The organism is Candidatus Zixiibacteriota bacterium, assembly GCA_022865345.1.
Lineage (GTDB): Bacteria > Zixibacteria > MSB-5A5 > MSB-5A5 > RBG-16-43-9 > RBG-16-43-9.
In genome coordinates this window covers 12,545-37,145 of the sequence record JALHSU010000097.1, presented here as the reverse complement: position 1 = coordinate 37,145, position 24,601 = coordinate 12,545, and the positions used below count along the sequence as shown (strand labels likewise).

24 protein-coding genes are annotated in these 24,601 nt (G+C 44.2%); 12 read left to right on the top strand and 12 right to left on the bottom strand.

The features are described 5' to 3' along the window. From MUP17_04595 to MUP17_04550, 10 genes are all read left to right on the top strand, one after another. On the top strand, nucleotides 1-1,074 hold a 1,074-nt coding region (locus MUP17_04595), incomplete at its 5' end, for an FtsX-like permease family protein (GenBank protein ID MCJ7458252.1). After that, nucleotides 1,067-1,255, top strand: a complete 189-nt coding sequence (locus MUP17_04590; protein MCJ7458251.1) for a hypothetical protein — start codon at nucleotides 1,067-1,069, stop codon at nucleotides 1,253-1,255. The genes MUP17_04595 and MUP17_04590, both read left to right, overlap by 8 nt. A gap of 10 nt (nucleotides 1,256-1,265) precedes the next feature. Then, nucleotides 1,266-1,958: an ABC transporter ATP-binding protein gene (locus MUP17_04585; protein MCJ7458250.1), complete on the top strand. Its 693-nt coding sequence runs from the start codon at nucleotides 1,266-1,268 to the stop codon at nucleotides 1,956-1,958. 19 nt (nucleotides 1,959-1,977) lie between these two features. Next, nucleotides 1,978-2,499: a UvrB/UvrC motif-containing protein gene (locus MUP17_04580; protein MCJ7458249.1), complete on the top strand. Its 522-nt coding sequence runs from the start codon at nucleotides 1,978-1,980 to the stop codon at nucleotides 2,497-2,499. A gap of 2 nt (nucleotides 2,500-2,501) precedes the next feature. After that, on the top strand, nucleotides 2,502-3,554 hold the full coding sequence (locus MUP17_04575) for a protein arginine kinase (GenBank protein ID MCJ7458248.1): 1,053 nt from the start codon (nucleotides 2,502-2,504) through the stop codon (nucleotides 3,552-3,554). 74 nt (nucleotides 3,555-3,628) lie between these two features. Continuing rightward, on the top strand, nucleotides 3,629-6,088 hold the full coding sequence (locus MUP17_04570) for an ATP-dependent Clp protease ATP-binding subunit (GenBank protein MCJ7458247.1): 2,460 nt from the start codon (nucleotides 3,629-3,631) through the stop codon (nucleotides 6,086-6,088). A gap of 268 nt (nucleotides 6,089-6,356) precedes the next feature. After that, on the top strand, nucleotides 6,357-6,608 hold the full coding sequence (rpmA, locus tag MUP17_04565; GenBank protein MCJ7458246.1) for a 50S ribosomal protein L27: 252 nt from the start codon (nucleotides 6,357-6,359) through the stop codon (nucleotides 6,606-6,608). Between the two features lie 170 nt (nucleotides 6,609-6,778). After that, complete coding sequence (locus MUP17_04560) at nucleotides 6,779-7,510, top strand: hypothetical protein (protein ID MCJ7458245.1); 732 nt, start codon at nucleotides 6,779-6,781, stop codon at nucleotides 7,508-7,510. Nucleotides 7,511-7,539: 29 nt separating this feature from the next. Further along, entirely contained in the window at nucleotides 7,540-8,382 is an 843-nt protein-coding gene (locus MUP17_04555; GenBank protein ID MCJ7458244.1) for a fumarate hydratase, read from the top strand. A gap of 31 nt (nucleotides 8,383-8,413) precedes the next feature. Continuing rightward, a complete protein-coding gene (locus MUP17_04550) occupies nucleotides 8,414-8,971 on the top strand; it encodes a Fe-S-containing hydro-lyase (GenBank protein MCJ7458243.1) in 558 nt (185 codons plus the stop codon). A 56-nt stretch (nucleotides 8,972-9,027) separates the two neighbouring features. Here the strand turns inward: MUP17_04550 and MUP17_04545 are convergent, their stop codons facing one another. The 6 genes from MUP17_04545 to MUP17_04520 all read right to left on the bottom strand — a co-directional run bounded on the left by MUP17_04545 (nucleotide 9,028) and on the right by MUP17_04520 (nucleotide 13,873). Continuing rightward, nucleotides 9,028-9,885 carry a beta-1,6-N-acetylglucosaminyltransferase gene (locus MUP17_04545; protein ID MCJ7458242.1) on the bottom strand — a complete coding sequence of 286 codons (858 nt, stop codon included), beginning with the start codon at nucleotides 9,883-9,885 and terminating at the stop codon, nucleotides 9,028-9,030. A gap of 348 nt (nucleotides 9,886-10,233) precedes the next feature. Next, on the bottom strand, nucleotides 10,234-10,569 hold the full coding sequence (locus MUP17_04540) for a hypothetical protein (GenBank protein MCJ7458241.1): 336 nt from the start codon (nucleotides 10,567-10,569) through the stop codon (nucleotides 10,234-10,236). A gap of 122 nt (nucleotides 10,570-10,691) precedes the next feature. Further along, nucleotides 10,692-11,387: a succinate dehydrogenase iron-sulfur subunit gene (locus tag MUP17_04535; GenBank protein MCJ7458240.1), complete on the bottom strand. Its 696-nt coding sequence runs from the start codon at nucleotides 11,385-11,387 to the stop codon at nucleotides 10,692-10,694. 1 nt (nucleotide 11,388) lies between these two features. Next, on the bottom strand, nucleotides 11,389-13,089 hold the full coding sequence (locus MUP17_04530) for an FAD-binding protein (GenBank protein ID MCJ7458239.1): 1,701 nt from the start codon (nucleotides 13,087-13,089) through the stop codon (nucleotides 11,389-11,391). A 15-nt stretch (nucleotides 13,090-13,104) separates the two neighbouring features. Beyond that, a complete protein-coding gene (gene sdhC / locus MUP17_04525; GenBank protein ID MCJ7458238.1) occupies nucleotides 13,105-13,509 on the bottom strand; it encodes a succinate dehydrogenase, cytochrome b556 subunit in 405 nt (134 codons plus the stop codon). Nucleotide 13,510: 1 nt separating this feature from the next. Next, a complete protein-coding gene (locus MUP17_04520; protein MCJ7458237.1) occupies nucleotides 13,511-13,873 on the bottom strand; it encodes a hypothetical protein in 363 nt (120 codons plus the stop codon). A gap of 341 nt (nucleotides 13,874-14,214) precedes the next feature. Here MUP17_04520 and MUP17_04515 point away from each other — a divergent pair, with 341 nt between their 5' ends. After that, entirely contained in the window at nucleotides 14,215-15,369 is a 1,155-nt protein-coding gene (locus MUP17_04515; protein MCJ7458236.1) for a T9SS type A sorting domain-containing protein, read from the top strand. Between the two features lie 79 nt (nucleotides 15,370-15,448). On the opposite strand, the gene MUP17_04510 is transcribed toward MUP17_04515, so the two are convergent. Further along, a complete protein-coding gene (locus MUP17_04510; protein MCJ7458235.1) occupies nucleotides 15,449-15,664 on the bottom strand; it encodes a hypothetical protein in 216 nt (71 codons plus the stop codon). Between the two features lie 143 nt (nucleotides 15,665-15,807). On the opposite strand from MUP17_04510, the gene MUP17_04505 reads away from it, so the two are divergent. Further along, on the top strand, nucleotides 15,808-17,562 hold the full coding sequence (locus MUP17_04505) for a TIGR04190 family B12-binding domain/radical SAM domain protein (protein ID MCJ7458234.1): 1,755 nt from the start codon (nucleotides 15,808-15,810) through the stop codon (nucleotides 17,560-17,562). Here MUP17_04505 and MUP17_04500 read toward each other — a convergent pair. The 5 genes from MUP17_04500 to MUP17_04480 form a co-directional block, all read right to left on the bottom strand. Beyond that, a complete protein-coding gene (locus MUP17_04500) occupies nucleotides 17,522-18,397 on the bottom strand; it encodes a glycosyltransferase family 2 protein (protein MCJ7458233.1) in 876 nt (291 codons plus the stop codon). The two genes, MUP17_04505 and MUP17_04500, sit on opposite strands and share 41 nt — an antisense overlap. Nucleotides 18,398-18,683: 286 nt before the next feature. Beyond that, nucleotides 18,684-20,099, bottom strand: coding sequence for a glycosyltransferase (locus MUP17_04495; GenBank protein MCJ7458232.1), 1,416 nt, complete (start codon nucleotides 20,097-20,099; stop codon nucleotides 18,684-18,686). 56 nt (nucleotides 20,100-20,155) lie between these two features. Continuing rightward, entirely contained in the window at nucleotides 20,156-21,232 is a 1,077-nt protein-coding gene (locus MUP17_04490) for a glycosyltransferase family 4 protein (protein ID MCJ7458231.1), read from the bottom strand. A 163-nt stretch (nucleotides 21,233-21,395) separates the two neighbouring features. Beyond that, entirely contained in the window at nucleotides 21,396-22,373 is a 978-nt protein-coding gene (locus MUP17_04485) for a GNAT family N-acetyltransferase (protein ID MCJ7458230.1), read from the bottom strand. 6 nt (nucleotides 22,374-22,379) lie between these two features. Further along, nucleotides 22,380-24,587: a hypothetical protein gene (locus MUP17_04480; protein ID MCJ7458229.1), complete on the bottom strand. Its 2,208-nt coding sequence runs from the start codon at nucleotides 24,585-24,587 to the stop codon at nucleotides 22,380-22,382. Between the last annotated feature and the right edge of the window lie 14 nt (nucleotides 24,588-24,601).

Below are 24,601 nucleotides of genomic sequence, written 5' to 3'. Positions count from 1 at the left end.
GTCCGCTCTCGCATTATCGGTACCACTGCGCATGTGACTGTGCTTTCTTCTGAAGAAGAGGGGATTCAAGACTACCAGAAGCTTGTGCCTTCAATCAAATCGAATCCACAGGTTATGGGAGTAGCACCTTTCATCTACTTTAAAGCTGCCATAGCTTCAAAGGAAAGCTCGGACGGGATTGTCATCCGGGGCATTGACCCGGAACAGGAAAGAAACGTTACTGAGATCGAGAATGACTTAATTGCCGGGTCTTTTGATTTAAAAGAGAAAGAAGGCGAGTTACCTGGCATCGTGTTGGGTGGAACCTTAGCTGATAGGTTAAGGGTGAAGATCGGGGATGAGGTCATACTTTTTTCCATAAACCGGGAAACCGTTTCTGCAGGTTTCCTTTCTCCTAAGGCAACCAAGTTCAAAGTGGTGGGGATTTTTGAGACCGGAATGTATGAATATGATTCCAACCTGGCTTATGTTTCCCTCGGGTCTGCACAGAAAATTTTGAGTTCGGGAAGCTCAGTGACCGGACTGCAGGTAAAAATCTCCAACTTCTATAAAGCGGAAAAGGTGGCAAAAGAGTTTGATTCAAAATTGGGTCCGAGCTTTTATGCAACTGATTGGATGCACCTGCACAAAAATCTTTTCTCCTGGATGGCTCTGGAAAAATATGCTATGTTCATAGTCTTAAGCCTGATTGTAGCTGTGGCTGCATTTAATATCATCAGCACTCTGATAATGATCGTAATAGAGAAAAGAAAAGAGATCGGCATTTTGAAATCGATGGGAGCAACCTCAGCCTCGATCATGAGGATCTTCCTGTTCGAAGGGCTGGTCTCGGGGGTCGTTGGCACAATTCTGGGATGTGTTCTGGGGTTTCTTTTGTGCTGGATTCAAAAGACTTTCAAACCGATCTCGCTGCCGCCGGAGATATATTTCATCTCGACCCTGCCGATAGATATGCGGCTTTTCGATTTTCTGATAGTGGCTTTAGCTGCAGTAGGCATAACCTTTTTAGCGACGATTTATCCGGCTTACAGAGCTTCGCAGATGTTGCCGGTTGAGGCGATTAGATATGAATAAAAAAAGGTTTAAGGGTTCAAAGGTTCAAGAGTTCAAGGGAAAAAATCCAAGCTCCTTGTGGCTGTTATCATCCACAAGGGAGGAAGATGTCGAGGATGATAACATCCTCGGCGAGCAGACACTTATGCACTCTATAAATAAATTAAATATATTCAGAAAACTGGCGAAAATAGATATATAGGGAATAAGAATTGACAGGTAAAGATGCGGTCTTAGAGGCTAAGGGGGTTTTTCGGAGTTTCCAAACAGGTACGGTTATTCTGGACGTATTAAAGGGTGTGGACCTGGAAATCTATCAGGGAGAGATAGTTGCGTTAATCGGTCCTTCAGGATCAGGAAAAAGCACCCTGTTACACATTTTAGGGGTTTTAGATCGACCAGACAAAGGTTCAGTCAATCTTGACACTGTAGAGGTTTTCTCATTGAACGATAAAGAGTTAGCTCATCTGAGGAACAGAACCGTGGGATTTGTTTTCCAGTTCCATCACCTTATGCCTGAGTTCTCAGCTTTAGAAAACGTTATGATGCCTAAACTTATTGCTGGGGAAGGAATAAAGAGTATCGAGAACAAAGCAATGGAGTTACTTGATGAAGTCGGTCTTAAAGATAGGAAAGATCATAAGCCCGGAGAGTTGTCCGGGGGTGAACAGCAAAGGGTAGCAGTTGCCAGAGCCTTGATCAACGACCCCAAGATAGTGATTGCGGATGAGCCTTCAGGTAATTTAGACCGGAATACAGCCGAAAGCCTGCATAATCTGATCCTTGAGCTAAACCGCAGCAGAAACCAGACTTTCGTGCTGGCAACGCATAACCTTGAATTAGCTCAAAGAGCCAATCGTATATTTAAATTGAAAGATGGGCAACTCGAGCAGACAAAACTCTAAAGTGCGTTAAGAGGAAGAAATGCTTTGCGATGATTGCAAGAAGAAAGAAGCTACTATTCAGATAACCCAGATCATCGATAATCAGAAGATGACCTTGAACCTGTGTCAGAAATGTGCGGAGAAAAGGGGTTTTAGCAGTCCTTTTGCAGGGGTTCCTTTTCCTTTAGCTGAGTTTCTGTCCGGCATGATATTACCCGGGCCATCTGGTTCAAGTGCGGGTAAAAAAGGTGTCCCCAGGACAGAGAAAGAACCCAAATGCCCTAACTGCGGGATGACTCTCTCTCAATTTGCCCAGCGCGGAAGATTAGGATGCGGAAGCTGTTATAAGACTTTCCGAACCCAGCTTAAAGACCTTCTGAGGAAAATCCATGGCTCAGATCGTCATCGGGGCAAAATACCCAACCTGCCCGGAGTGCAGATGGAATACCTGAAAGAGGAAAGAAAGCTTCAGGAGGAACTGAAAAAAGCCATAGATGAAGAGGACTTCGAAATGGCTGCATCGATCCGGGATAAGATAAAAAATCTACAGGAGAAAAAGTAGAAATGTTCGACGATTTGGTAAAAAAACCTGCAGCTTGGCTAAGCGGTGAAGGAGAAAATTCGGAGATAGTTTTGTCCAGCCGGGTAAGATTAGCCCGCAATATCTCTACAATTTCTTTTCCCTCAGTTGCCCGGTCAGATGAAAGGGAGAAGGTCATCTCTTATGTTCAGGGTGCCTTACAAAAGAACTCCAGGTTTGGGTCCGGACAATTCTATTCCTCTTCTGAGCTTTCTCCTTTAGATAAAGATTTTCTCATAGAAAGACATTTGGTAAGCCCGGAGTTTATGAAGGACGGAGGTTCCAAAGCCCTGTATATCGGTGAAGAAGAAAAGATCAGCCTGATGATAAACGAGGAGGACCACCTCCGGATTCAAGCCCTCAAGTCCGGGCTGGAGATAAAAAGCGCATTTGAGCTGGCAGATAAGGTTGACAACGAATTATCCAGTTCTCTGGAATTCGATTTCGACCCTGATTTTGGCTATTTAACTTCTTGTCCGACCAACGTAGGAACCGGGATGAGAGCTTCGGTCTTAATCCATCTTCCAGGACTGGTTTTGACCAAGGAGATAGAAAACGTCATCTCCCAGGTGACCAAATTAGGTTTAACTGTAAGGGGGTTTTATGGAGAAGGATCAGACGTTTTAGGTAACCTGTTTCAGATCTCCAACCAGACGACTTTAGGAAAATCTGAAGAGGATTTAATCGAAAGCCTGGAGAAAGTCACTTTACAGATCATTGAATATGAAAACAATGCCCGAAGTACCTTGTTCCGGGATGCCAGAGAGCAGATCGAAGATAAGATCTGGAGGGCTTATGGTATTTTACAGAATGCCCGGGTGATAACCTCAACCGAGGTGACCAATCTTTTATCTGCCATAAGACTGGGGTTGGGGATGGGAACCATTTCTGAAGTTTCTTTAAGCACCATAAATCAGATTCTGCTCATCTCTTTTCCAGCTCACCTGCAGAAGTATTTTAACCGGGAAATGGATCCAAACCAGAGGGACATTCAACGGGCAGAGCTGATCAGAGAAAAATTAAAGGGAACGACTTGAAAATGATTTGACTTTTCCGTTCGTTCTCTTAAATTGAATATAGATGACGTATCTAAAATAGACGGAGATAATTTATGAACGAGATGTTCTCAGAAAAAGCCAGGAAGGTAATCGAGTACGCCAGAGACGAAGCCTCCAGGCTCAGACATGATTATATTGGAACCGAACATCTCCTCTTAGGCTTGACAAGGTTAGGGGAGGGGAGAGCTATTGAAATCCTTACCAACATAGGGATAGATTTATCAGAACTCAAGCAGTCGATAGAGGATGTGGTGCAACCTTCAGGCGGGACTTTGACTATGGGCCAACTTCCTTTGACTGCAAGAGCTAAGAAGACCTTAGAGGTTTCAAGCCAAGAAGCCAGGGCTTTGAAAGCCAAAGAGATAGATACCGAGCACATCCTTTTAGCACTTTTGAGGGATGAGGAAGGTGTAGCGGCTCAGGTTCTATCGATGTATGATATCGATTACAAAGAAGCTTATGAAGAACTAAAAAATATCCAGCAGGGGAAACCTTCCTCCTACGGAAGGAAAAGGAAAAAGAGCAAGACCCCGGCTTTGGACCATTTTGGAAGAGACTTGACAGAATTTGCTCGTAAGGGGAAATTAGACCCGATAATCGGGAGGGAAAACGAAATCGAAAGGGTCTCCCAGATACTTTCTCGGAGAAAGAAGAATAATCCGGTTTTAATCGGGGAGCCAGGAGTCGGTAAGACCGCAATTGCTGAAGGTTTAGCCGAGAAAATCGTAGAAGGAAAAGTACCTCAAACCTTAGAGAATAAAAGGATTGTGACCCTGGATATGGCTTCTTTAGTCGCCGGAACGAAATACAGGGGCCAGTTTGAGGAGCGGATGAAAGCGGTGATGAACGAGATCATCAACTCCAAAGACGTCATCATCTTCATCGATGAGCTTCACACCATCGTGGGAGCAGGTGGAGCTGAGGGGTCTTTAGATGCTTCCAACATATTCAAGCCAACCTTATCCCGGGGTGAGATCCAGTGCATCGGAGCAACCACTCTCAACGAATACCGAAAATATATCGAGAAAGATGGTGCCTTGGAAAGAAGGTTCCAGATAGTGATGGTTGATCCACCAAGCACCCAGGATACCATCAAAATCCTGCAGGGGTTAAGGCAGAAGTATGAAGAGCATCATAAGATAAAGATAAATGATGAGGCAATTGAGGCTGCGGTCAAGCTTTCTGATAGGTACATATCCGGCAAGTTTCAGCCGGATAAAGCCCTGGATGTTATCGACGAGGCAGGGTCGCGAGCTCATCTTTCCACTTATACCAAGCCCCCGGAGTTCGGAGAATTAGAGCAGGGGATTTTGCAACTCCAGAAGGACAAGGACTTGGCAGTCAAAAATCAGGAGTTTGAGAGGGCTGCCCAACTAAGGGATGAGCTGAAGTTCAAAAAGGAAGAGCTCGAATCGCTCAAAAGAAAATGGGAAGAGGAGAAAAGCAAAGAGGTGGTCATTTTAACAGCTGAGTATATTGCCCAGGTGGTCTCAAAGATGACCGGCATCCCGGTTTTCAGATTAGAGGAGAAAGAATCAAAGAAGCTCTTGCGGATGGAAGAGGAGATCAAGAAACGTCTGGTTGGGCAGGATGAGGCAGTTGCTGCCATTACTAAGGCCATTCGCCGGTCAAGAGCAGGATTGGGAGACCCCAGAAGACCCATTGGTTCCTTCATCTTCTTAGGTCCGACCGGAGTAGGAAAAACTGAGCTGGCTCGATGCTTAGCTGCATTCCTGTTCGAGGATGAGGAGTCTTTAGTCCGGATAGATATGTCTGAATATATGGAGAAATTCTCAATCTCCCGTTTGATAGGTGCGCCTCCGGGATATGTGGGTTATGAGGAGGGCGGACAGCTTACTGAAAAGGTAAGAAGAAAGCCATATTCGGTCGTGCTCTTAGACGAGATCGAAAAAGCCCATCCAGAGGTTTTCAACATACTTTTACAGATGTTAGACGATGGGGCTTTAACTGACAGCTTCGGCAGAAGGGTTGATTTCAAGAACACCGTGATTATTATGACCTCCAATATGGGGACCAGGGAGATAAAATCCGGGAAAGCCATGGGATTTCAGAAGGATGATTTAGTCTCCAGTTTCGAACAGATGAAACATAAGATCACCGATGAGCTCAAGAGGACTTTCAACCCCGAGCTTTTAAACCGGATCGATGAGGTGATTATCTTCAAGCCCTTGGGTATGGAAGAGATAATGCAGATAATTGAGATACTTCTTAAGGACGTGTCAAAGCGCCTGTCTGAAAAGAGTATTTCCTTTGAGCTGACTGATAAAGCTAAAGTGTTCTTAGCGGAAAAAGGTTATAATCCAACCTTTGGAGCCAGACCCTTAAAGCGGGCAATTCAGAAATATTTAGAAGATCCGCTGGCTGAAGAAATCCTGAAAGGGCAGTTCAAGAGAGACTGTCAGGTGGCTGTAGACCGGGGAGGAGATGATAGTCTCAGCTTCAGTATGAAAGTCAGGGAAGAAGGGGAGATCAGGAAATCTCTGAAATCTTAACCAGATTTCCCTTGCCAAAAAGGGAAAAGTTTATTAACTTTTGAACCCAAGTCTCCGTATTAGAGAATTGGGTTTAAATTTTGATATGTTTTGAATTTTTAAGGTCTCTGAAAAAGTAGAGCATTTTGGTCGGGCATGGGTGCCAGACCTACGAGAGACTAATTCGCTGTGCTTACATAGGCATCCCGCAGTATGCGGGACAGCCCTGCAAAACGGGTTATGCACAGATGTTATTGAGTTCTTTTAGCTTAAGAAGGAGGTTTTTGTAATGGCGCATAAGAAAGGTGTAGGTAGTTCCAGAAACGGAAGGGATTCACATGGTCAGAGATTAGGTGTTAAAAAATTCTCTGGAGAAAAGGTCTTGGCTGGCTCTATTTTAGTCCGGCAGAGAGGGACTAAAATCCATCCGGGACTAAATGTGGGTATGGGTAAGGATGATACTCTTTTTGCCAGGATTACAGGGCTGGTTAAATTCGAGAATAAGGGAAGGGAGAGGAAAACAGTTAGCGTTTACGCTTAAAATTTTTGTCCTTTCTTGATAAATATTTCACAAGGTTTGGTTTATATTTCGTAGGGCTCCGCTGAAGGCGGAGCAAAGAAAAGACGCAAACCTAAAGGTTTGCCTTACAGAAAAAACAGGTTTCTGTTGGTCAGGAGACCAACAGAGAGCATCACGTAGGGGCGACCCGCGTGGTCGCCCGTATAGAGTCCGGGTTACCAGAGAAAAAACTGCTCTTTAAAATTTTAACTTTTCCTTCGATGAAACCGATCGGCATCTTTTTGAGCGGCTGCGGCTATCAGGATGGCACTGACATCTGGGAGGCGGTGCTGCTGTATTATTTTCTGGAACAAAGAAAGATAAAAACTGTTTTCTTTTCTTCTCCGCCCATTAATTCCCAGAAAAACTCAAGCAGTGAGAAGACCTCTTTGCCCCATCAAGACTTCTTTTCAAAGACTGCTATGCTGGTTCGTGGAAATCTGAAAGAGCTAAAAGAAACCGGCTCGGATACCCTTTCTGCCTTGATACTGACAGGCGGTGAAGGGATACTGAAGAATTTTACCCAATCGGAGGAGAAAAATCCAATCTTAAAAGTCGATCCAGAATTGAAAAAATTCATCCGGGAGATTTACCGGCGTAAAAAGCCGATTGCCGCATGTGGAGTGGCTTCTGTGGTGCTCGCTTCCTGTTTGAAGGACCTAGTTGATTCTCCCCTGACCTTAACTTCAGGTAACGACCCGGAACTATCCAGCCAGCTTGAGAAAATGGGGGTCAATCACGTGATAACCAAGGCTTCTGAAGCGATAATAGATTCTGAGAACCGGCTGGTAACTACGCCTGGCTCCCAGATAAAGGCAAACATTACTGACCTTGGCGAAGGTTTGAATAATTTAATCGATGGGATATTAGAGTTAACCAAATAGTCCCCGCCTCAGGCGGAAAAGGAGGATTTATGAGAGAGATCTCAGTAAAGGACATCATAAGTAAGGTTAAAGATCTCTGCATTGATGCCAACTACAATTTAGGCGAAGATGTGGAGAAGGCTTTGAAGGAAGCATACCAGAAAGAGGAGTCCCCGACTTCAAAGGAGACTTTAAACCAGATTATAGAGAACGTGCAGATAGCCAAGCAGGGGGAATTCCCCTTGTGCCAGGATACCGGGTTTGCAGTGGTCTTCGTGGATATGGGGGATCAGGTATTTGTCAAGGATGGTAACCTGTTTGACGCAATCAATGAAGGGGTCAGGCAGGGATATAAGGAAGGATATTTGAGGAAATCCATTTTAGGAGACCCCATTGAAAGAAAGAACACCGGAGATAACACCCCTGCGGTCATACATATGAACGTGGTCAAGGGTGATAAGCTGAAGATAACAGTTGCTCCCAAGGGCGGCGGAAGCGAGAATATGTCCGAAGTCAAGATGATGAAACCCTCGGATGGTGTAGAGGGGGTAAAGGAGTTCGTCATCGATATGGTCAGAAGATCAGGCTCCAATCCCTGCCCGCCGATAATCGTCGGAGTGGGAATCGGCGGGACCTTCGAGAAATGCGCTGAGATGGCTAAAAGAGCCCTATTGAGGGAAGTGGGTGAAAGGAATCCGAATCCTTTTTATGCCAAATTAGAAGAGGAATTACTGGAGAAGGTAAACAAGTTAGGGATAGGCCCTCAGGGTTTTGGGGGGAGAGTGACTGCTCTGGACGTTCACGTAGAGACCTATCCCTGCCACATAGCCTCTTTCCCAGCCGCGGTCAATATCCAGTGTCATGCAGCAAGACATAAAGAGGCTGTTATCTAAAAAATAAAATGATAAAAACTGGAGGTAAAAAATGCCGGAACCTAAAAGAATCACTACCCCTCTGACTGACCAGGTGGTCGAGAGTTTAAATGCGGGAGATAATGTTTTGATCACCGGTGAACTGTATACAGCCAGGGATGCTGCTCATAAGAGAATGGTGGAGATGTTAGACCGGGGCGAGAAGTTGCCCTTCGATCTCAAAGGACAATTGATTTACTATGTCGGACCTTCCCCTGCCCGGCCAGGTAAGGTCATCGGCTCTGCCGGACCAACAACCTCTGGCAGGATGAACAAATATGCTCCCAGAATTCTCCAGGCCGGCTCAAAAGGGATGATCGGCAAGGGAGAGATGGGGGCTGCTGTATCAGAGGCTCTGAAAAAATATAAAGGGGTCTATTTTGCCGCAGTAGGCGGTGCTGCAGCTCTGATTGCCAAATCTGTCATTTCCAATGATCTGGTTGCCTGGGAAGAGTTAGGGGCTGAGGCGATTCGCAAGTACAAGGTAAAAGATTTTCCCGCAATCGTGGTTCAGGATTGTCACGGAGGTAACCTTTATCAGGAAGGAGTAAAAAAATACCAGAGAGCTTAGGGATAAAACTTGTTGCGGGTAACTCGTAACAATTAGCTGAAATACAAAATAGTAGGTCAGAAGCCCCGTGCTCCTGACCTACTACTACGTAGATTCGACTCTAATATACTCAAGATTCCTGCATCAACGGTTCCGTCGAATTTGCGGGCAAACAAGCCTTGACTTGCCAGCAAGAATTCGGAGTCTTTGGATGTGAAGTCTCTCGGACGTAACTTTATTGTACCTGCCGGCACCCACACAATTGTCCTTTTATCGTCGTTCACGATAGTTGCCTCGTAGTTAGTATTCATTATTACCGTCTGAAAGAATCCTTCATCAGGTATAAAGGTGTGCCGATAGAATCTCTTGAACCTTTTGACCTCAGGGCTGTAGCACATATATTCACAGAACTTCCGGCTCAAGATCATCCACTGATTTCCGATATAAGGAGTCACGCCTCGAAGATACGGTCGCTTGATAGGAGTGCGTAGTATCCTCTTGCTAAACTCGATACAGTAGTTCTCGATTCGAGATAGTGTATCAGGGCGTATCTTTCTCTGGTTAGCCACCTTGATGAAATCCTTTCCTATATTGCGGCTAAGGAAGTCTTGGATGTGCGTCTGCGACTTGAGGGGGAAATCCTGTGCGCTAAGGTTTATGAAAAATTCCCATTCCGAGCTGATCTTCAATAACTCCTCGATGCCTCGCAATTCAGCATCTACCATGCTGTATCCCCCCCAAAGAATGCTTTGGCTTTTCAGCAAGGATGCGTTGTTGGCAAAGCTTGACAAGAAATCTTGTATCTCCGTCTGTAATCCAAGGCCTGACCTCTTGTCCACATGTACCAAGTAGTAGTTGGCGGGATGGAAAATTGCCCTAAAGAGTCTTTTGAACTGGCCGGGATACCGATGCACCAAGATGAAGTATGCGATCATGTCCTTAACAATCTCCTATGATCTGTATCTTCTCAATAATTCGCGGGAAACTAACTCTGCACAGCCTCTTTCACTCGTGAAAACCGAGGCTACGGGCAACTGTCCCCCCAGTTATTGAGAAGATACTATAAGTTGTATCTCTTTTGATGCTTCAGCAATAGGAATTGCCGAAGCTCTTTAGTCTGTTGGCATCGGCATTTCCTAATGCCGATGTATAGGAAAATGTAGAAACAGGTAATCCCCACCTTGTGGGCAATGTGAGTATTCCCATTTTTTGTAGGAACAGCATCAGTAGGTCAGGAGTTCTGTGCTCCTAACCTACTAACTCTGAAGCCAGCGGTTGAAGGTTTATTCCTCAGAGTATTCCTCCAACAATCTGTCTTGATCTTCGGGAAGAAGGTAGGTTTTGTTCCTGATCTCGACATGCACTGATATCTCCGTCTTATTTCCTGTTTCCTTCGCCCGGAGACCAAGGAGACGATCGATCACCTTGGACAGGATGTGTACGCTAATTCCGGCTCCGATCGCGACGAGCACGGTGGTCGTGAGTGGTTCAGAGAAGAGAATAGGTACCTGAACCGTAATGCCTTGTTTCGCAAGCTCGTCCTTAAGCTGGTTGCCCAAGTTGATGTACTGCGTCTCGTTTGGCCCGCGGGCCCGGATCTCTATGGTCAGGTCGGCCATCTTCAAATTCCTCTTCAATTCTTATCGGTATAACCGCCTTGCCCTCAAGGCGGGGTTATCGGTAACAGTCTATAATTGACCGTTGGGTCGGGGGACCCAACGGCCACAGGAACGAATCTTCTTTAATACTTTTTAAACACGGTCTTCATCTTCAACCTGGCGATGGCGCCGCTTGGGTCTAAATCCTTGGGGCAGACCTTCTGACAGTTGAACACCGTATGGCATCTGAAGATTCCGTTGTCCCTGGCAACTATGGCAATCCTTTCTTTTGCGCCACCGTCCCTGGAATCGTCCACAAATCTCAAGGCCTTAAGCAGGGCATGAGGTCCCAAATAGTTTTCGTCCTTCCCCGCGACAGGGCAGGAGCCATAACAGGCACCGCATAAGATACAATCCAGCCAGGCATCGATCTTTTTCCTCTGCGCAATGGTCTGGATATACTCCTTCTGGGGCGGAGTCTCCTTAGGAATAAAATATGGCTTGATCTCTTTGAAGTGATCAAAAAAAGGATTCAAATCCACAACTAAGTCTTTCAGAATCGGGAGATGGGACAATGGCCTTAAAGTAATCTTGGAGCCCATCACCGAGATCTGAGTCTTGCACGCTAAGCGATACATATCATTTATATGCATCGCACAGGAGCCGCAGACTGCCTCTCGGCAGGAGGCGCGATAAGCCACTGACGGGTCAAGATTTTCGTTTATATAGATAAGACCCTCCAGGATGGTCATCCCTTTTTCCGGCTCAAACTGGTATTTCTGAAAATAAGGCTCACCGCCTTTATCCGGGTCATACCTGAAGATATTGAATTCTACCATATTAGTATTTCCTCTCTTCTGGTTTATACTTGGTTATCTTGACCGGGGAATAATCCAATCTGGGCCCGGTCTCGGTGAAATAGGCTAAAGTATGCTTGAGCCAGTTCTGGTCATCCCTGGTCTTGAAATCGATTCTGAAATGGGAGCCCCGGCTCTCTTTGCGGGCCAAAGCGCCAGTGGCAATCGCCTCAGCCACGTCTAAATTTCCCTTCATGTCATAAAACCCGATGATATCGTAGTTATACCTTTTTCCGTTAAACGCGGGCCTGAGCTTTCTTGATTTTTCCTTCAACTCTTTGATCTTGCCCAATCCCTTAGCCATTGCCTGCTCATTTCTGAAGATACCAAAACCTTCCACCATCACCTCAGAGAGCTCATTTTTTATCTTGTAGGGGTTCCCTTCACCGGTCCCTTTTTTCCACTGGGCGATCTTGCTTTCCTCTTTTTTCAAAGCCTCTTCCAGGGTTTTTGTCTTTGGACCTTTTTCCTTATCCTTCACGTATTCTGAAGCCTTTTTCCCAGCTCTGGCACCGTAAACTATAGTATCCAGCAGTGAATTTCCGCCCAGGCGGTTAGCACCATGCATGCTGACACAAGCGCATTCCCCAGCCGCATATAACCCTTTCATTCTGGTTGCACCATCGATATCCGTATCTACTCCTCCCATGCTGTAGTGGGTCCCAGGGGTTATCGGTATCGGCTCATAGATCGGGTCTATTCCGATAAAGCTCAAGCAGATATCCCTTATTCCAGGAAGCCTTTCCATAATCTTAGCTGCACCCAAGTGCCTTAAATCCAGATGAATCGAGCCGTCAGGGAATCCCCTGCCCTCGTTGATCTCAGTCTGGATTGATCTGGCAACTATGTCCCTTGGACCTAACTCCATCACCTTTTCCGAGACATAGTTTTTCATGAACCTTTCGCCCTTGTTGTTGAGCAGATAACCACCTTCGCCTCTGCAACCTTCGGTCATCAGAATATGTGAGCGGGCTAAACTGGTGGGATGAAATTGGACAAATTCCATATCTTTTAAAGGGACACCAGCCCAGAAAGGCGCACCCATTGCCAGCCCGGTATTGGTCAAAGCATTAGTAGTGTTAACATAGATTCTTCCGATTCCTCCGGTTCCGAAAATAACCGCATTAGCACCCATAGGGACTAATTCTCCCGAATTCGGGTCATACGCGATGACCCCATAACAGGTGCCGTTTTCAGAACCTAAGGCAAATACGACCCATTCCTCGTAAACTTTGATGTTTGCCTTTATTGCCTGTTCAAATAAAGTTTGCAAAAGATATAAACCGGTCTTGTCAGTCGCATAACAGGTTCGTGGATAACCAGCGCCACCAAAAGGTCTCTGAGCTATCTTTCCTTCCGGGGTTCTACTGAAAGGACATCCCCAGTGCTCCATCTCAAAGATAGTCTCAGGTCCCTGATAGGTCAGATACTCGGAAGCATCCTGGTCAGCCAGAAAATCGCTCCCTTTGACCGTATCAAAGGCATGCTTGTCAATATTATCATCCTTGCCAGCTTCCACGTTGGCTAAAGCCGCATTGATCCCTCCCTGAGCCTCACCTGAATGTGACCTCATCGGATGAACCCTGGAGACAATAGCCACGTCCTTGACCTTCTTGGCAACTTCGATTGCGGCTCTCATCCCGGCTAACCCCCCTCCAACTATCAATATTTCGTGAAATATCATTATTATTCTCCTTTTCTATTTTGCCAGAACCCTGGGAACGAACATAACCACAGTCAAAACCATAACCGCAATGAAGATGATTATGGATACCCACTGAATAGCTTTATGCTTTCGGGTCATAAGGAAAAAATCCGCAATGGTTATGCTCAACCCGTTCAAAAGATGAAAAGCCACTGCTGAGATCAGTAATATCTCCAGGAAATGGAACAGGGGTGTCTGCACTGCCTTTGTCCAGGCGTCGAACTTTTCAGTTGAGCCGGTCAGAAAATATGAGCCGGTAACCAGGAAATGAGGGAAAAGATATAAAAATAAGACCACTCCAGCTATCCGGTGCAAAAACCAGGACCAGGTTCCGGTATTAGGGTTCCGGTTGATCTCATGGAAATAATGTCCTATGATTCCGGGTTTCTTGTTATACATATCAGGCTCCTTTTCTCAAAAGTTCGTTGACTGCAAAGTACCCAAAGATGCACAGGATGATACCCACTACCCAGAGCAAGGCTTTTACACCTTTGCCCGAGCCTTTAGCAGGCCTGTAATCTTCAATTACCCCCCAGGCTCCATTGAAGCCATGGAAAACCGCAATCGGTATAAAAAATATGTAAAAAATGCCCCACCAGCCGCTGGAATGCAGCCGGTCAGTGATCACCGTGAAATCCAGATGCCACTGGGAGGTAAGATGCAGAACCTTCAGATGCATGATCAGGAAGAAAGCCAGGAACAGACCGGTGATCCTCTGCAGGAACCAGCCATAAGCCCCACCTGAGCTTACCCTTTCATCCATAGAGGAACTCCTTTTTTAAAAGTTTGTTATTTTTGTCACAAATTGTTTCAATTTATATTTTTTCCATATAAAAAGTCAATAAAAAAATAAAAAAAGAACCGTAGGGACAGAACAGTGTTCTGTCCCTACGAAAAAGGTTTTTTGTTGAGGGCAAGGTGGGTATACCAAATTTCGTTTCCCTTTTTTTATCTGATATTCGCCATTCGACATCAGTCATTTGATTTCAAAACTACTTGACAATTCTTGAGTTTTGATTATTATATTTATGGATAATCAAAAAGACAATAAGAAGGTATATGTTCATGTCTGCGAATTTTTTATAAGCATAAAAAGGAGGAAAGATGCAACTTTTAAAAAGTCTTTTACTAATTTCGATATCAATTCTCTGTTACTTCATCGGCTGGGGCATTAGCAACTCAGCCGTAGCTGATGAGAATACCCTTATAATTGAACGCTTCCCGGCTCAGGTAGGTAACTCTAGGGAATATCGCAGAACATTCTACTCGGTTGTTTATGATACCTTATACAAAGATACCACGGAATATCTTACTCTTGACAGCCTGCATGAAGAATTTCAAGACATTGATACTGTAAAGGGTTGGGAGTGTTATCGACTCTATTCACTTCTCTTTGAAAGTGGAGATACCTTTCCGACAGTCGTCTGGGATGCTCACCCTGATACTGCATTTCTGGGAATTGCCTATCTAACTTCAGTACAATCGCCGGGGAAACGTACACGAAACACGAACTTCAAATTAGGAAAACAATTCTTCAGCTCAATGGATGAACTAAGACATTACCTTTTTCAAATCAGAAATTTCCCCTTTGGCAGATTAGAACTTGACACGGGATTTTGGGATCCACCTATAAAAGTATTCGTTTTTCCTCTATCAGTTGGTCGGTCCTGGATTGCAACTACTAATCCCTGGTTAGATGAAAGACAGGTGATAGAAGAAAGTTTTGTAGTTGTTCCAGCAGGTAGTTTTCTCACTTTAAAGATTAAAGTTACTTGGCACGGGTGGGATATGGAATTTTACCAATGGATTTCGGAAAATGGCATAGTTAAAGATAGTTTATACGCAAGGGCTATAGCCACTAATGAGCAGGGTGAAATAATAGGTTATATTGAAGCCTATGACAAATATGAACTTCTCGATTATAAAACCGATGTGAAGGAGTCCATAGTTGAAAATTCTATTCCCAAGAATTTTTCTCTGGAACAGAACTATCCCAATCCATTTAACCCTACCACAAAAATACAGTTTAAAGTTGGGAGTTTAGAGTTTGGCAGACCCCTCCACACCACTCTGAAAATCTATAATATTTTGGGGCAGTTGGTGAAAACCTTGGTGGATGAAGAAAAATTACCGGGGAATTATAATATCAATTGGAATGGGAAAGATGATTCGGGCGAAGAAGTGGCAAGCGGGATTTATTTTTATCAATTGAAAGCTAAGGACTATACTGATACCAAGAAGATGGTTTTGTTAAGATAGAACCTCACCCTTTCCCTCTCCTTAGAAAGGAGAGGGGATTAATCGTAGGGACAGAATCTACCTCAGGCGGATTATGTCCCTACATTGTTTTGGCAACCCAGAAAGGGATCGCTCTGCGAAACCCCAGAGCGTGGTAGGACAGACATTCCTGTCTGTCCTGGACAGGTCCTGAAACGGAGACTACGTCTGGCGTAGCCACCGTAGGATTGAAAACCTGTCCTACCGGGAGAACTGCAGGGGCAGGTTTGAAACCCGCCTCTACGATTTTTGCATCGTCTCGGATTATGCATGCCATAGTCAGATTCTTCGGTCGTCCATTTGGACTCCCTCAGAATGACCAGAAGAATTGCCAATAGCTGATCTCCAACCAATAAAACCCTTGATTTTTTCGAGTCTGAAGCTAAATTTAGTGTTTGGTCTTTAGTTTTGGAGAGGATTATGTACGATTTGATCTTACTGCATCCGCCGAGTTTATATGATTTCCGCAAGCGCTCGATTATGTTCGGGCCGATAAGCGACGTTATTCCTTCCACTCCGATTTTCGATATGTACCCTTTGGGTTTTGTGTCCTTGTCTTCATATCTCACCAAGAGAGGATTGAAGGTCAGGATTATAAATTTGGCAGTCAAAATGCTTTCGAGTCCAGAGTATGATGCTGAATCCGAGATAAAAAACTTAAAAGCTTTGGCTTTTGGAATAGACCTGCACTGGCTGCCCCATTCTCAAGGCGGGCTGGAAGTGGCTAAGTTAGTGAAAAAATATCATCCCCAAGCCAAAGTTATCTTCGGAGGGCTTTCTTCTTCTTATTTTCACAAGGAGCTTATCCTTTATCCCCAGGTGGATTTTGTCATCCGGGGCGATTCAGCAGAGGAGCCGCTTTACAGGCTGATGCAAGCATTAAAAGGAAAAGGCGAGTTAGCTTCAATACCAAATCTTACCTATAAGGATAATAACAATGAGGTAAAAATTAACCCCCTGAGCTTTGTTCCTGAAAACTTAGATGGGGATGGGTTGGATTACCCTCACCTGTTCAAGTCAGTCTTGCGAGATAAAGACCTCTTAGGATATTTCCCCTTTTACGGCTGGGGAAGATACCCGATAACTGCCATCTTCACCTGCAAGGGGTGTACCCAGAACTGCACCTCCTGCGGGGGTTCATCTTTTGCTTATTCTAATTTCTGCCTGAGAGAAAAGCCGGCTTTTCGCGCTCCGGAACTCGTCGTAAAAGATATGAAGAAGATCGCCTTTTTCTTCAAGGGTCCTATCTTTCTTTTGGGTGACCTGTTTCAAGCGGGTGAAGTCTATGCTTACCGGACTTTAGACCTTATGAAAAAGGCAAAGATAAAAAACCAGGTGGTGGTTGAGTTTTTCGATACGCCTCCTGAAAAGTTCATATACAAGTTAGCCCAAGCCATCCCCAATTTCAATATCCAGATCTCAGCAGAATCGCATGACCCTCTGGTCAGGTCCTCCTTTCAGAGAAACTACGATAATACCGCACTGGAGAAGCTGATTGAGAATTCCCTTAAGGCAGGATGCAGGAAATTCGACCTTTTCTTTATGATAGGGCTACCTCAGCAGACCTATGATTCTGTTATGGGAACAATCGATTACTGTGATTATCTTTTAGGAAAGTACAATTCTCAAAAAAGATTATATCCTTACATCTCTCCCTTAGCTCCTTTTGTGGATCCGGGAAGTCTGGTTTTTGAAAATCCTGAAAAATACGGGTATACCTTTTTATTCCGTTCCCTGGAGGAGCACAGAAAAGCCCTGGAAAGCCCGAGCTGGAGATATATGCTCAATTACCAGACCAAATGGATGAGCCGGGAGCAGATTGTTTACAGCACCTATGAGGCGGCATCAAAAATGAATTTTGTTAAGTATAAGCATAACCTGATGGATGAGAAAACCTACAGGGAGATAGAGGCTCGCATAAAAACGGCAGTTGATGTAATGAAGAAAATCGACCAGATGGTCGAACAGGGGAGAAGCCTGGAAGGAAGTGAGTTGGAAGAGCTTAAAAGCAAAATCGATTTAACCCGGGATTCCACCCTTTGTGACAAGAACGAATTAGAATGGCCCCTGCGCTTTTTTCATGGCAGACTACAGAGATTGGGCATAAGATATGCTTTTTATTTCCTGACATTACTTAACTTTTTGAAAAAACCTTTCTCAAAGCATAAAAGATAATCCTGAGAAGAGCCGTCACAAGAAGTAGGATTCCAGAAAGATAGAGCAAAATGCGATTCAGGGCTCCATTTTTGTATTTGGAGAGGAATCGAAAAAAACTCAGATGAGAGGATAGGATCATCTCCGGCTTAGCCTGCCGGGTTGAGCCTCCCTTATAATGTAAAGCTTTTGCCTCAGGCAGGAAATACAGTTTTCCTCCGCTTTTTTTTATCCTGTAACATAAATCCACATCATTAAAAAAGATGGGAAACTGTTCATCAAAAGCACCTATTTTCTGAATAACTTTTCGACGCAAAAAAAGGCAGGAGCCCATTGGCTGGTCAACTTCTCTGGGAGATTGAAAATCGAAATATCCCTTTCTCCATCCGCCGAAGTTTTTGCTTTTGGGGAAAAGTAAACTTAAACCTGTAAGTTCCCAGAGGAGTATGGAGAAATCAGGGAACTCCCTGCAGGATGGCTGAATGCTTCCATCCGGATTCAAAAGCTGAGGTGCTAAACCATCTATATCCTTATGATTTTCCAGGAAATCGAGCATAAGTTTCAAGCAATTTTCTTGCAATTCAACATCCGGATTCAAAAGTAGAATATAATCACCTTTGGAAACCTCGATTCCCTGATTATTGGCTTTGGCATAGCCCAGATTTGCCTGATTGCAAATCAGCCTGACCTCAGGCTTGAATTTCTCAATTATTTTCGTAGTCGTGTCCTGAGAGGCATTATCAATCACTATCACCTCTAAGTCTGTCGAGCCTCTTGTATCAAATACAGACTTCAGGCATTTCTCGATAAACTCTTCGCTGTTCCAGGTTATGATTATTATTGAGAGTGACGGCATAAATTCCTTTTCCATTTCTCTTTGACCCGACTGAAGAGGTACTGTCGGGCAAGGGTGCCCGACCTACGAAGAATAGGTGGCTCTTGCTCTCGTAGGCGGGGCTCCCAGCCCCGCAAGGTTAAATCCGCGTAGTCAAGCCTTCGAGGCTCGGTACCTGTCATTCTGGGTCCCCGTAGGGGACGAAGAATCTCGAGATTCTTCGGTCACTTCGTTCCCTCAGAATGACATGAAGATGTCTTCTATTCAAGTACCCAATTCCAAGCCACTTTGGTTGCATACGATTAATCTAAATCACAATCCATTCTCTTTTCAATATATCGTCAAAGAGACAAGCCAGTCTTGAGGTCAAATATTTTCTCTCATACTTTTCTGTCATATCAGGAGTTGCTTTGAAAAGAAACCTTCCAGCTTCAAATTCTCGATAGAAGGACAGGATAGCATCTTCTATCTCCGGGATATTTTCAGGAGATACTACTTTCCCTGCGCCAAGAGACTGCATCAACTTAGCAGCCTCTCCATCCTGAGGGGCAATTGCCAGAACTGACTTTTGAGCACCAAAATATTCATATATTTTGCCGGTGCTTATGACTGGAACAGATTGGCTTATAGTCAGTAAAGCCAGATCAGATTCGAGTAGTTTTTCAATCCCCTCTATATGTGACAGATAGCCTTTCAACTCTGTGACCTCTTTTAATCCATACTCCTCTATCGTTTTCTCGATATTCATGCCGATTGAGATGCCAGCGTGAATAAATCTAATCTTGTCCTGGCTTATTTTCCCCTGATGCAAAAGATTACTCAAAGCTTTCAGGAAAGGCTCTGCAGGACAATCAAGGCTGAAAGTGCCAAAATAGATTATCCTGAAAATATTTTTGTTTTTTTTGACTTCAACTTCAAAATCCTCCTGGTCATATCCGTTGGTGATTACCTCAATTTTCCCTACGGGAGGATAGGTTTCTTTGAGATGCTGTGCAATGGTCTGGTTTACGCTGACGACTCCATCTGTTCGTCTTAAGAATGATTTTTGCAGACTTTTCAACAACAGGTACTTCAGAGAAAAGGGTCTTTTTGCATTCTGGTAGCTAATATATGAGTCACGATAATCTGCGACCCATCTTATGCCGGTCAACTTTTTCAGGAAAAAAGCTACCAGGTGGCAGGTCAAAGGAGGAGAGGTGGAAAACAAAAGATTTATCTTTTCTTTTTTGCATATTCTGATTCCTTTTATCAAAGCAAACGGTAGCCAGCCTATTTTGTTGTCTGGGAACAGAAACAGGTCTGCAAACTTTAGCAGAGGCTTAAAGCCTCTGCTACGCGAGGATGAAAAAAAGAACCTGTCATTCTGACCCCGCTTCTTGCGGGGGAAGAATCTCTCGGTTTTTTCTTTTTGTGAATTTCGTAGTGCGACCCTTTCAGGGTCGCTGGTTTTTGTTCTGAATATTTTTTTGATAAGGTAGCTTAACCTCAAAGGGTCAAAGGAGCCGGTTCTGTAAATCTTTGCACTTTCGGGCAATTCTTTTAAAAGCGAATCGTCGCGGGAGAAATAATCAATATCCTTTACCGTCAAAATCACGGGCTCCCAGCCGAAAGAAGGGAGATACTTGACGAATTTAGAAACCCTCTGTACCCCGCCCATTCCTAAAGGGGGAAAGTAATAGGCTATTATAAGAACTTTTTTCTTATTGTCGAGGTCTTGGCTCATAGTAAAAAATGCTCAAAAGTCCAAACGCTCAAAAGCTCAAGGGGGAAAATAGACTGTCAGCCTCTCCTAGGTAACTCCAGAAATCTGAGTTCTACAAAAGCCATATTCTCTTCCCATAAGGCTTTTTCCCGAATGATTTTCTGATTTTCCGCGCGGAGTTTTTCCGTTTCTTTAAAATTATTTATTATCCAGATTACTTTTTCGGCTAAAGCCTGATAATTTCCTGGTGTGAAGAGGAAACCGTTTTTTCCATCTTCTATCCACTCCCGATTGCCGGGGATGTCTGTTACCACTGGCAGAAGTCCTGATGCCATTGCCTCTAACAAAGAAACTGAGGTGCTGTCAGACAAGGAGGTTGAGATATATAAGTCCGCTTTCTGAAAAAGCTCTTCCAGCTCCTCTCTGTTCAGGTATACCTTGAATTCCACGTTTTTTTCGACCTTTAGTTTTGAAGCAAGTTTTCTTAGCTCCTGTTCCTGACTGCCCAGCCCGGTTACCCAGAACCTGGCTTTTTTATTGGTTTTTTCAATAATCAAAGGCATAGCTTCAATCAGGGTTTTTAAGTCATAGACTGGCTCAAGGCTTCTTGTGCTTAGGAATATTATTTCTGCTTTGTCTTTTAATTGACCATTGCTTGAGCGTTCTTTTAATAGCCTACGTTCAACTCCCATCGGAGCTAAAACTATTTTTTCTTCAGGGACCCCCAATTCCAGAAGTCCCTTTGATAAATTTATTCCATCACAGGTCACCAGGTCAGCTTTAGACAGAACATATTTTGCTCTCAGTCTGTGAAAAGGTGATTTTTTCGGTGAGATCAATATGTCTGAACCCCAGGTTGAGACCACTAAGGGTTTCCTTTTAGATAATGCTCCTAATAGACCATAGTTTGGCACGAAATGGGCGTTGACCAGATCGGGATTGATATTTTGAATCAAATTCTTTATCTCCGAAAGGGCAAAAATATATTTAAGGAAAGAGAATTCGGTTTTTGGCGAAATGAAAATCTCAGAGGCTCTGGTTCCTTGGCTTTTCTCCAGAGATGCAAGATAGCATTCATACCCTTTGTCAGCGAAGTAGTTCACCCATCTTTTGGTATGATAGCTTCTGGCGTCTGAAAGGAATAGAAGTTTCATCTTTAGTCTCTTATTGTCATTGCGAGGAGGTCATTTGACCGACGAAGCAATCTGTTCGTTGAAAGTGGAAGGATTGCTTCGTCCCCTACGGGGACTCGCAATGACATTAGGTTCGTTTAGGTAAAGACAAATGGACAGAATCCACCTCAGGCGGATTCTGTCCCTACAAAAGTCGTCTCAGCTTCTCAGCAGTTTTATACCAGAATTTCTTCTTTGAATAAATCAGGTAATCTTTTCTTTCTCCTCCCCAGGCTTCTTTGAATCTTACCAGTCCTTCTGCTTTTTCCGGAGAACCCCCTAAATTTAGGTATCTATAACCCTGAGCAATCCCCCACTGGATAGTATCGGAGAACAAAGCATCATTGGGTCTCAGGTTCAAAGCTTCAGAAAGGGAGGCACCCTCCCAATAATAAATAGTATCCCTGAAAAGGAAATTTATCTGAAAGGCTATGGTCTGTTCGTCGACTGTTGCCACGCTCCATCGGAGCTCCTGTCCGGATTTCAAAATATTCCAGATATTTTCGTACAAGCCGAGCGGGAATTTCGATCTTTTTAACCCGTGCCGTTTGTCTCTTTCCAGAACCAGGTTGTAACAATCTCTGATTTTCTCGACTGAGGAGAGAGGCTCCACCTTCACACCTTTTTTTTCTGCCTGGATTGCACCCCTTTTGGTCTTATGAACCGGGTCATCCATATATTTTGATAAATCCAGAAGATGGGTATAAGCTTTCACAGCATTATAACCGTACTGGATAAGATTCTTTTGCTGGCCGAAAAAATCTATCACCTCCACACTTGCCAGTTTGAGTTTCCTTAACTCCTCATCGATTTTTCTGTATAGCTCTTCGGCTTCCTCTGACGAAAGCTCTTTAGAGAGAATCATTCCGCCATAGGTGCCAAACGGCATCGAATAGACCCTTTTCAACCTGTACTTATCAGAGAGGATAAAAGGGAAGCCTGCCTTGTATTCTCCATTTTCGCCTGAATAAACTAAAAAAAGAGGCGTGAAATAAACAAAACTGGAAAACCAGAGTTTAGCCCAGTTGGACTTATGATAAAAGGTGCTTAAAGGAGAGTTAAAAAGAAGCTCTTCCCATTTTTGCTCGTCCAGATCTGCTAAATAGAGAAGCTCTAACCCCATACCTTTTTATTCACGAATGACCACGATCTTCCCGGCACAGGTGCCACGCTGGTTGTCAAATAAAAGGAAAAGGTAGATTCCTGAGGCAACCAGATTACCGGATCTATTCCTTAAATCCCATTCTTTTCCAATCCCGCCGGATTTAGCCTCTGCTACCCAGTCTCCAGCTACAGTATATATCCTCACCTTAGTCTCCAGAGGGACATCGAAGGTAACCTTTTCATCTCCGTTCCGCAAAACCACCGGGTTGGGATATGGATGAACCTGACACAAATTCTCTGCCGGGACTTTATATTGAAAAGACGAAAGTCCATTCTCGGTTCCGATCCAGGCTTTGCCTCTGCTATTGTCTACATTGATAAACCAGACCAGGTCATCCACCAATTTACTGTTGGTCGTGGTGAAAACGTAAATAAACGAATCCTGGTCATTAATCACGCCCACGCCATTTATCGTTCCGATCCATTTGTTATTCATCTCATCTACTGTTATCCAGTTGACTTGAGGTCCTAATGGCTCAGGAAGCTGCACGCCTCTAAAATAAGGGGTGTAGCTTAATTCCGGGTCCCAGCAGTCTAATCCTGCATTGGTTCCTGCCCACAGTTTTCCCTTGAGATCAAACCTGGCAGCTCTAACATCCTTTCCTGAGAGATGTCCCTCTATGTCATCATAATAATGGATGGAGTCATCGCTTTTATTCCCGGGTGTACCTTTATAATCCAGAAAACCCAAGCCGACATCCCGGTGGCAGATCCAGAGACGTCCTCCTTCAGCATAAAGAGAGTTTATAAGATTAGACTTTATTCCATCTGAAGAAAGGTAAGGTGTCCACTGATTATTTTGCAGTGCCACAACACATCTCCCTTCCACCCCCTCCCAGTTGGCCATCCATTTGACTCCCGCCCCATCTATCACCACATCACTTACTACTGTATTAAAGGGATGTCCTGCATATGGTCTTAGCTCGCTATTACTGGAATCATACATAGACCAATTTCCCTGCGGATCTAACTTATAAAGGCCATCTCCCCAGGAACCAAACCAGATATTGCTTTCAAAATCTAAGGACACAGTCGCCATTATGGGTCTGCGACCAAAAAGGGAATAAATGGTATCCTGAAATTCTTTCCAGTCTGTCCCATCAAAGGAGGAACAACCTCCAGTCCAGTTAGAACACCATATTTTCCCTCCCTCCTCTATTGCAATTTTGTTAAAAATATTCCCTGGAGGCCCATCTATTTTGAAGTTTGTCCAGTAAGAATTGGCATAAACCGAGATTCCTCCACCTTCAGTTCCTGCCCAGATATTTCCTGAGGTCTCGATTGCCACTGCGTTTAGATTTCCGTTTGTCAATCCTGAGGTGCTTACCTGAGACCAGATGCTGTTTTCGTTGACAAAAAGTCCGGAATTTGTGCCTGCATAGATTTTTCCAGAGCTATATTTTAAGTCATGCACAATCAGGTTATTTAAACCGGAAAGGGACCAATTCGAGTCTGTGCTGTTAAATTCAAAAACCCCTTTATTTGTGCCGATATAAATCTCTTCATCCACACTCAAAACAGTATTGACTGTGTCGTTGGTAAGCCCTTTCTGGCCAGATACAAAGGAATACCAGTGAGAGTAATCTAAAAGATTCGGGTCATTTTTAGGGGCAAAGGCAACCCCTTTAACTGTGCCGACCCAGACTTTAGTGGGTGTGAGGACAACTGAGTTGACCTCAATTTCCTGGGCTAAGTTCCCGAAATGCCTGTATGTTTCCTTGATCTCCCCATCGTTTTTGTAAATTTGAAAAAGGCTTACCCCTTTATTCAGCCCTACCCAGAGCTTATCTTCGTCTGGAGCGATATATTTTATCCAGAGCCTTGAGCCGTCCCGGTCCAGGAAATCATATACCCTGAAAAAATCACCCTGGGGATTATATTTGGTCAAGGTTCCGTTCTTTGCGCCGAACCAGAACGTTCCAGCAGTGTCAACTGCTAAAGAATAAAGATAATTTCCTCCCAGACCTTCTACATTGGTTATTTTCCTGTAAGTCTCATCTGAGAGATTAAACTTTACCAATCCTCCAGTTGTTGCCACCCACAGATAACCATCTTTTAGAAGGATCTGCTTTGAATAGTTCATATTAGTATAAGTAGCCCAGTCCCCAACTGCGGAAAAGAGCGGATTGGATAAGATTAAAATCCAGAAAAAGGAAAAAATCAATCGTCTCATTTTTTCGTCCCTGT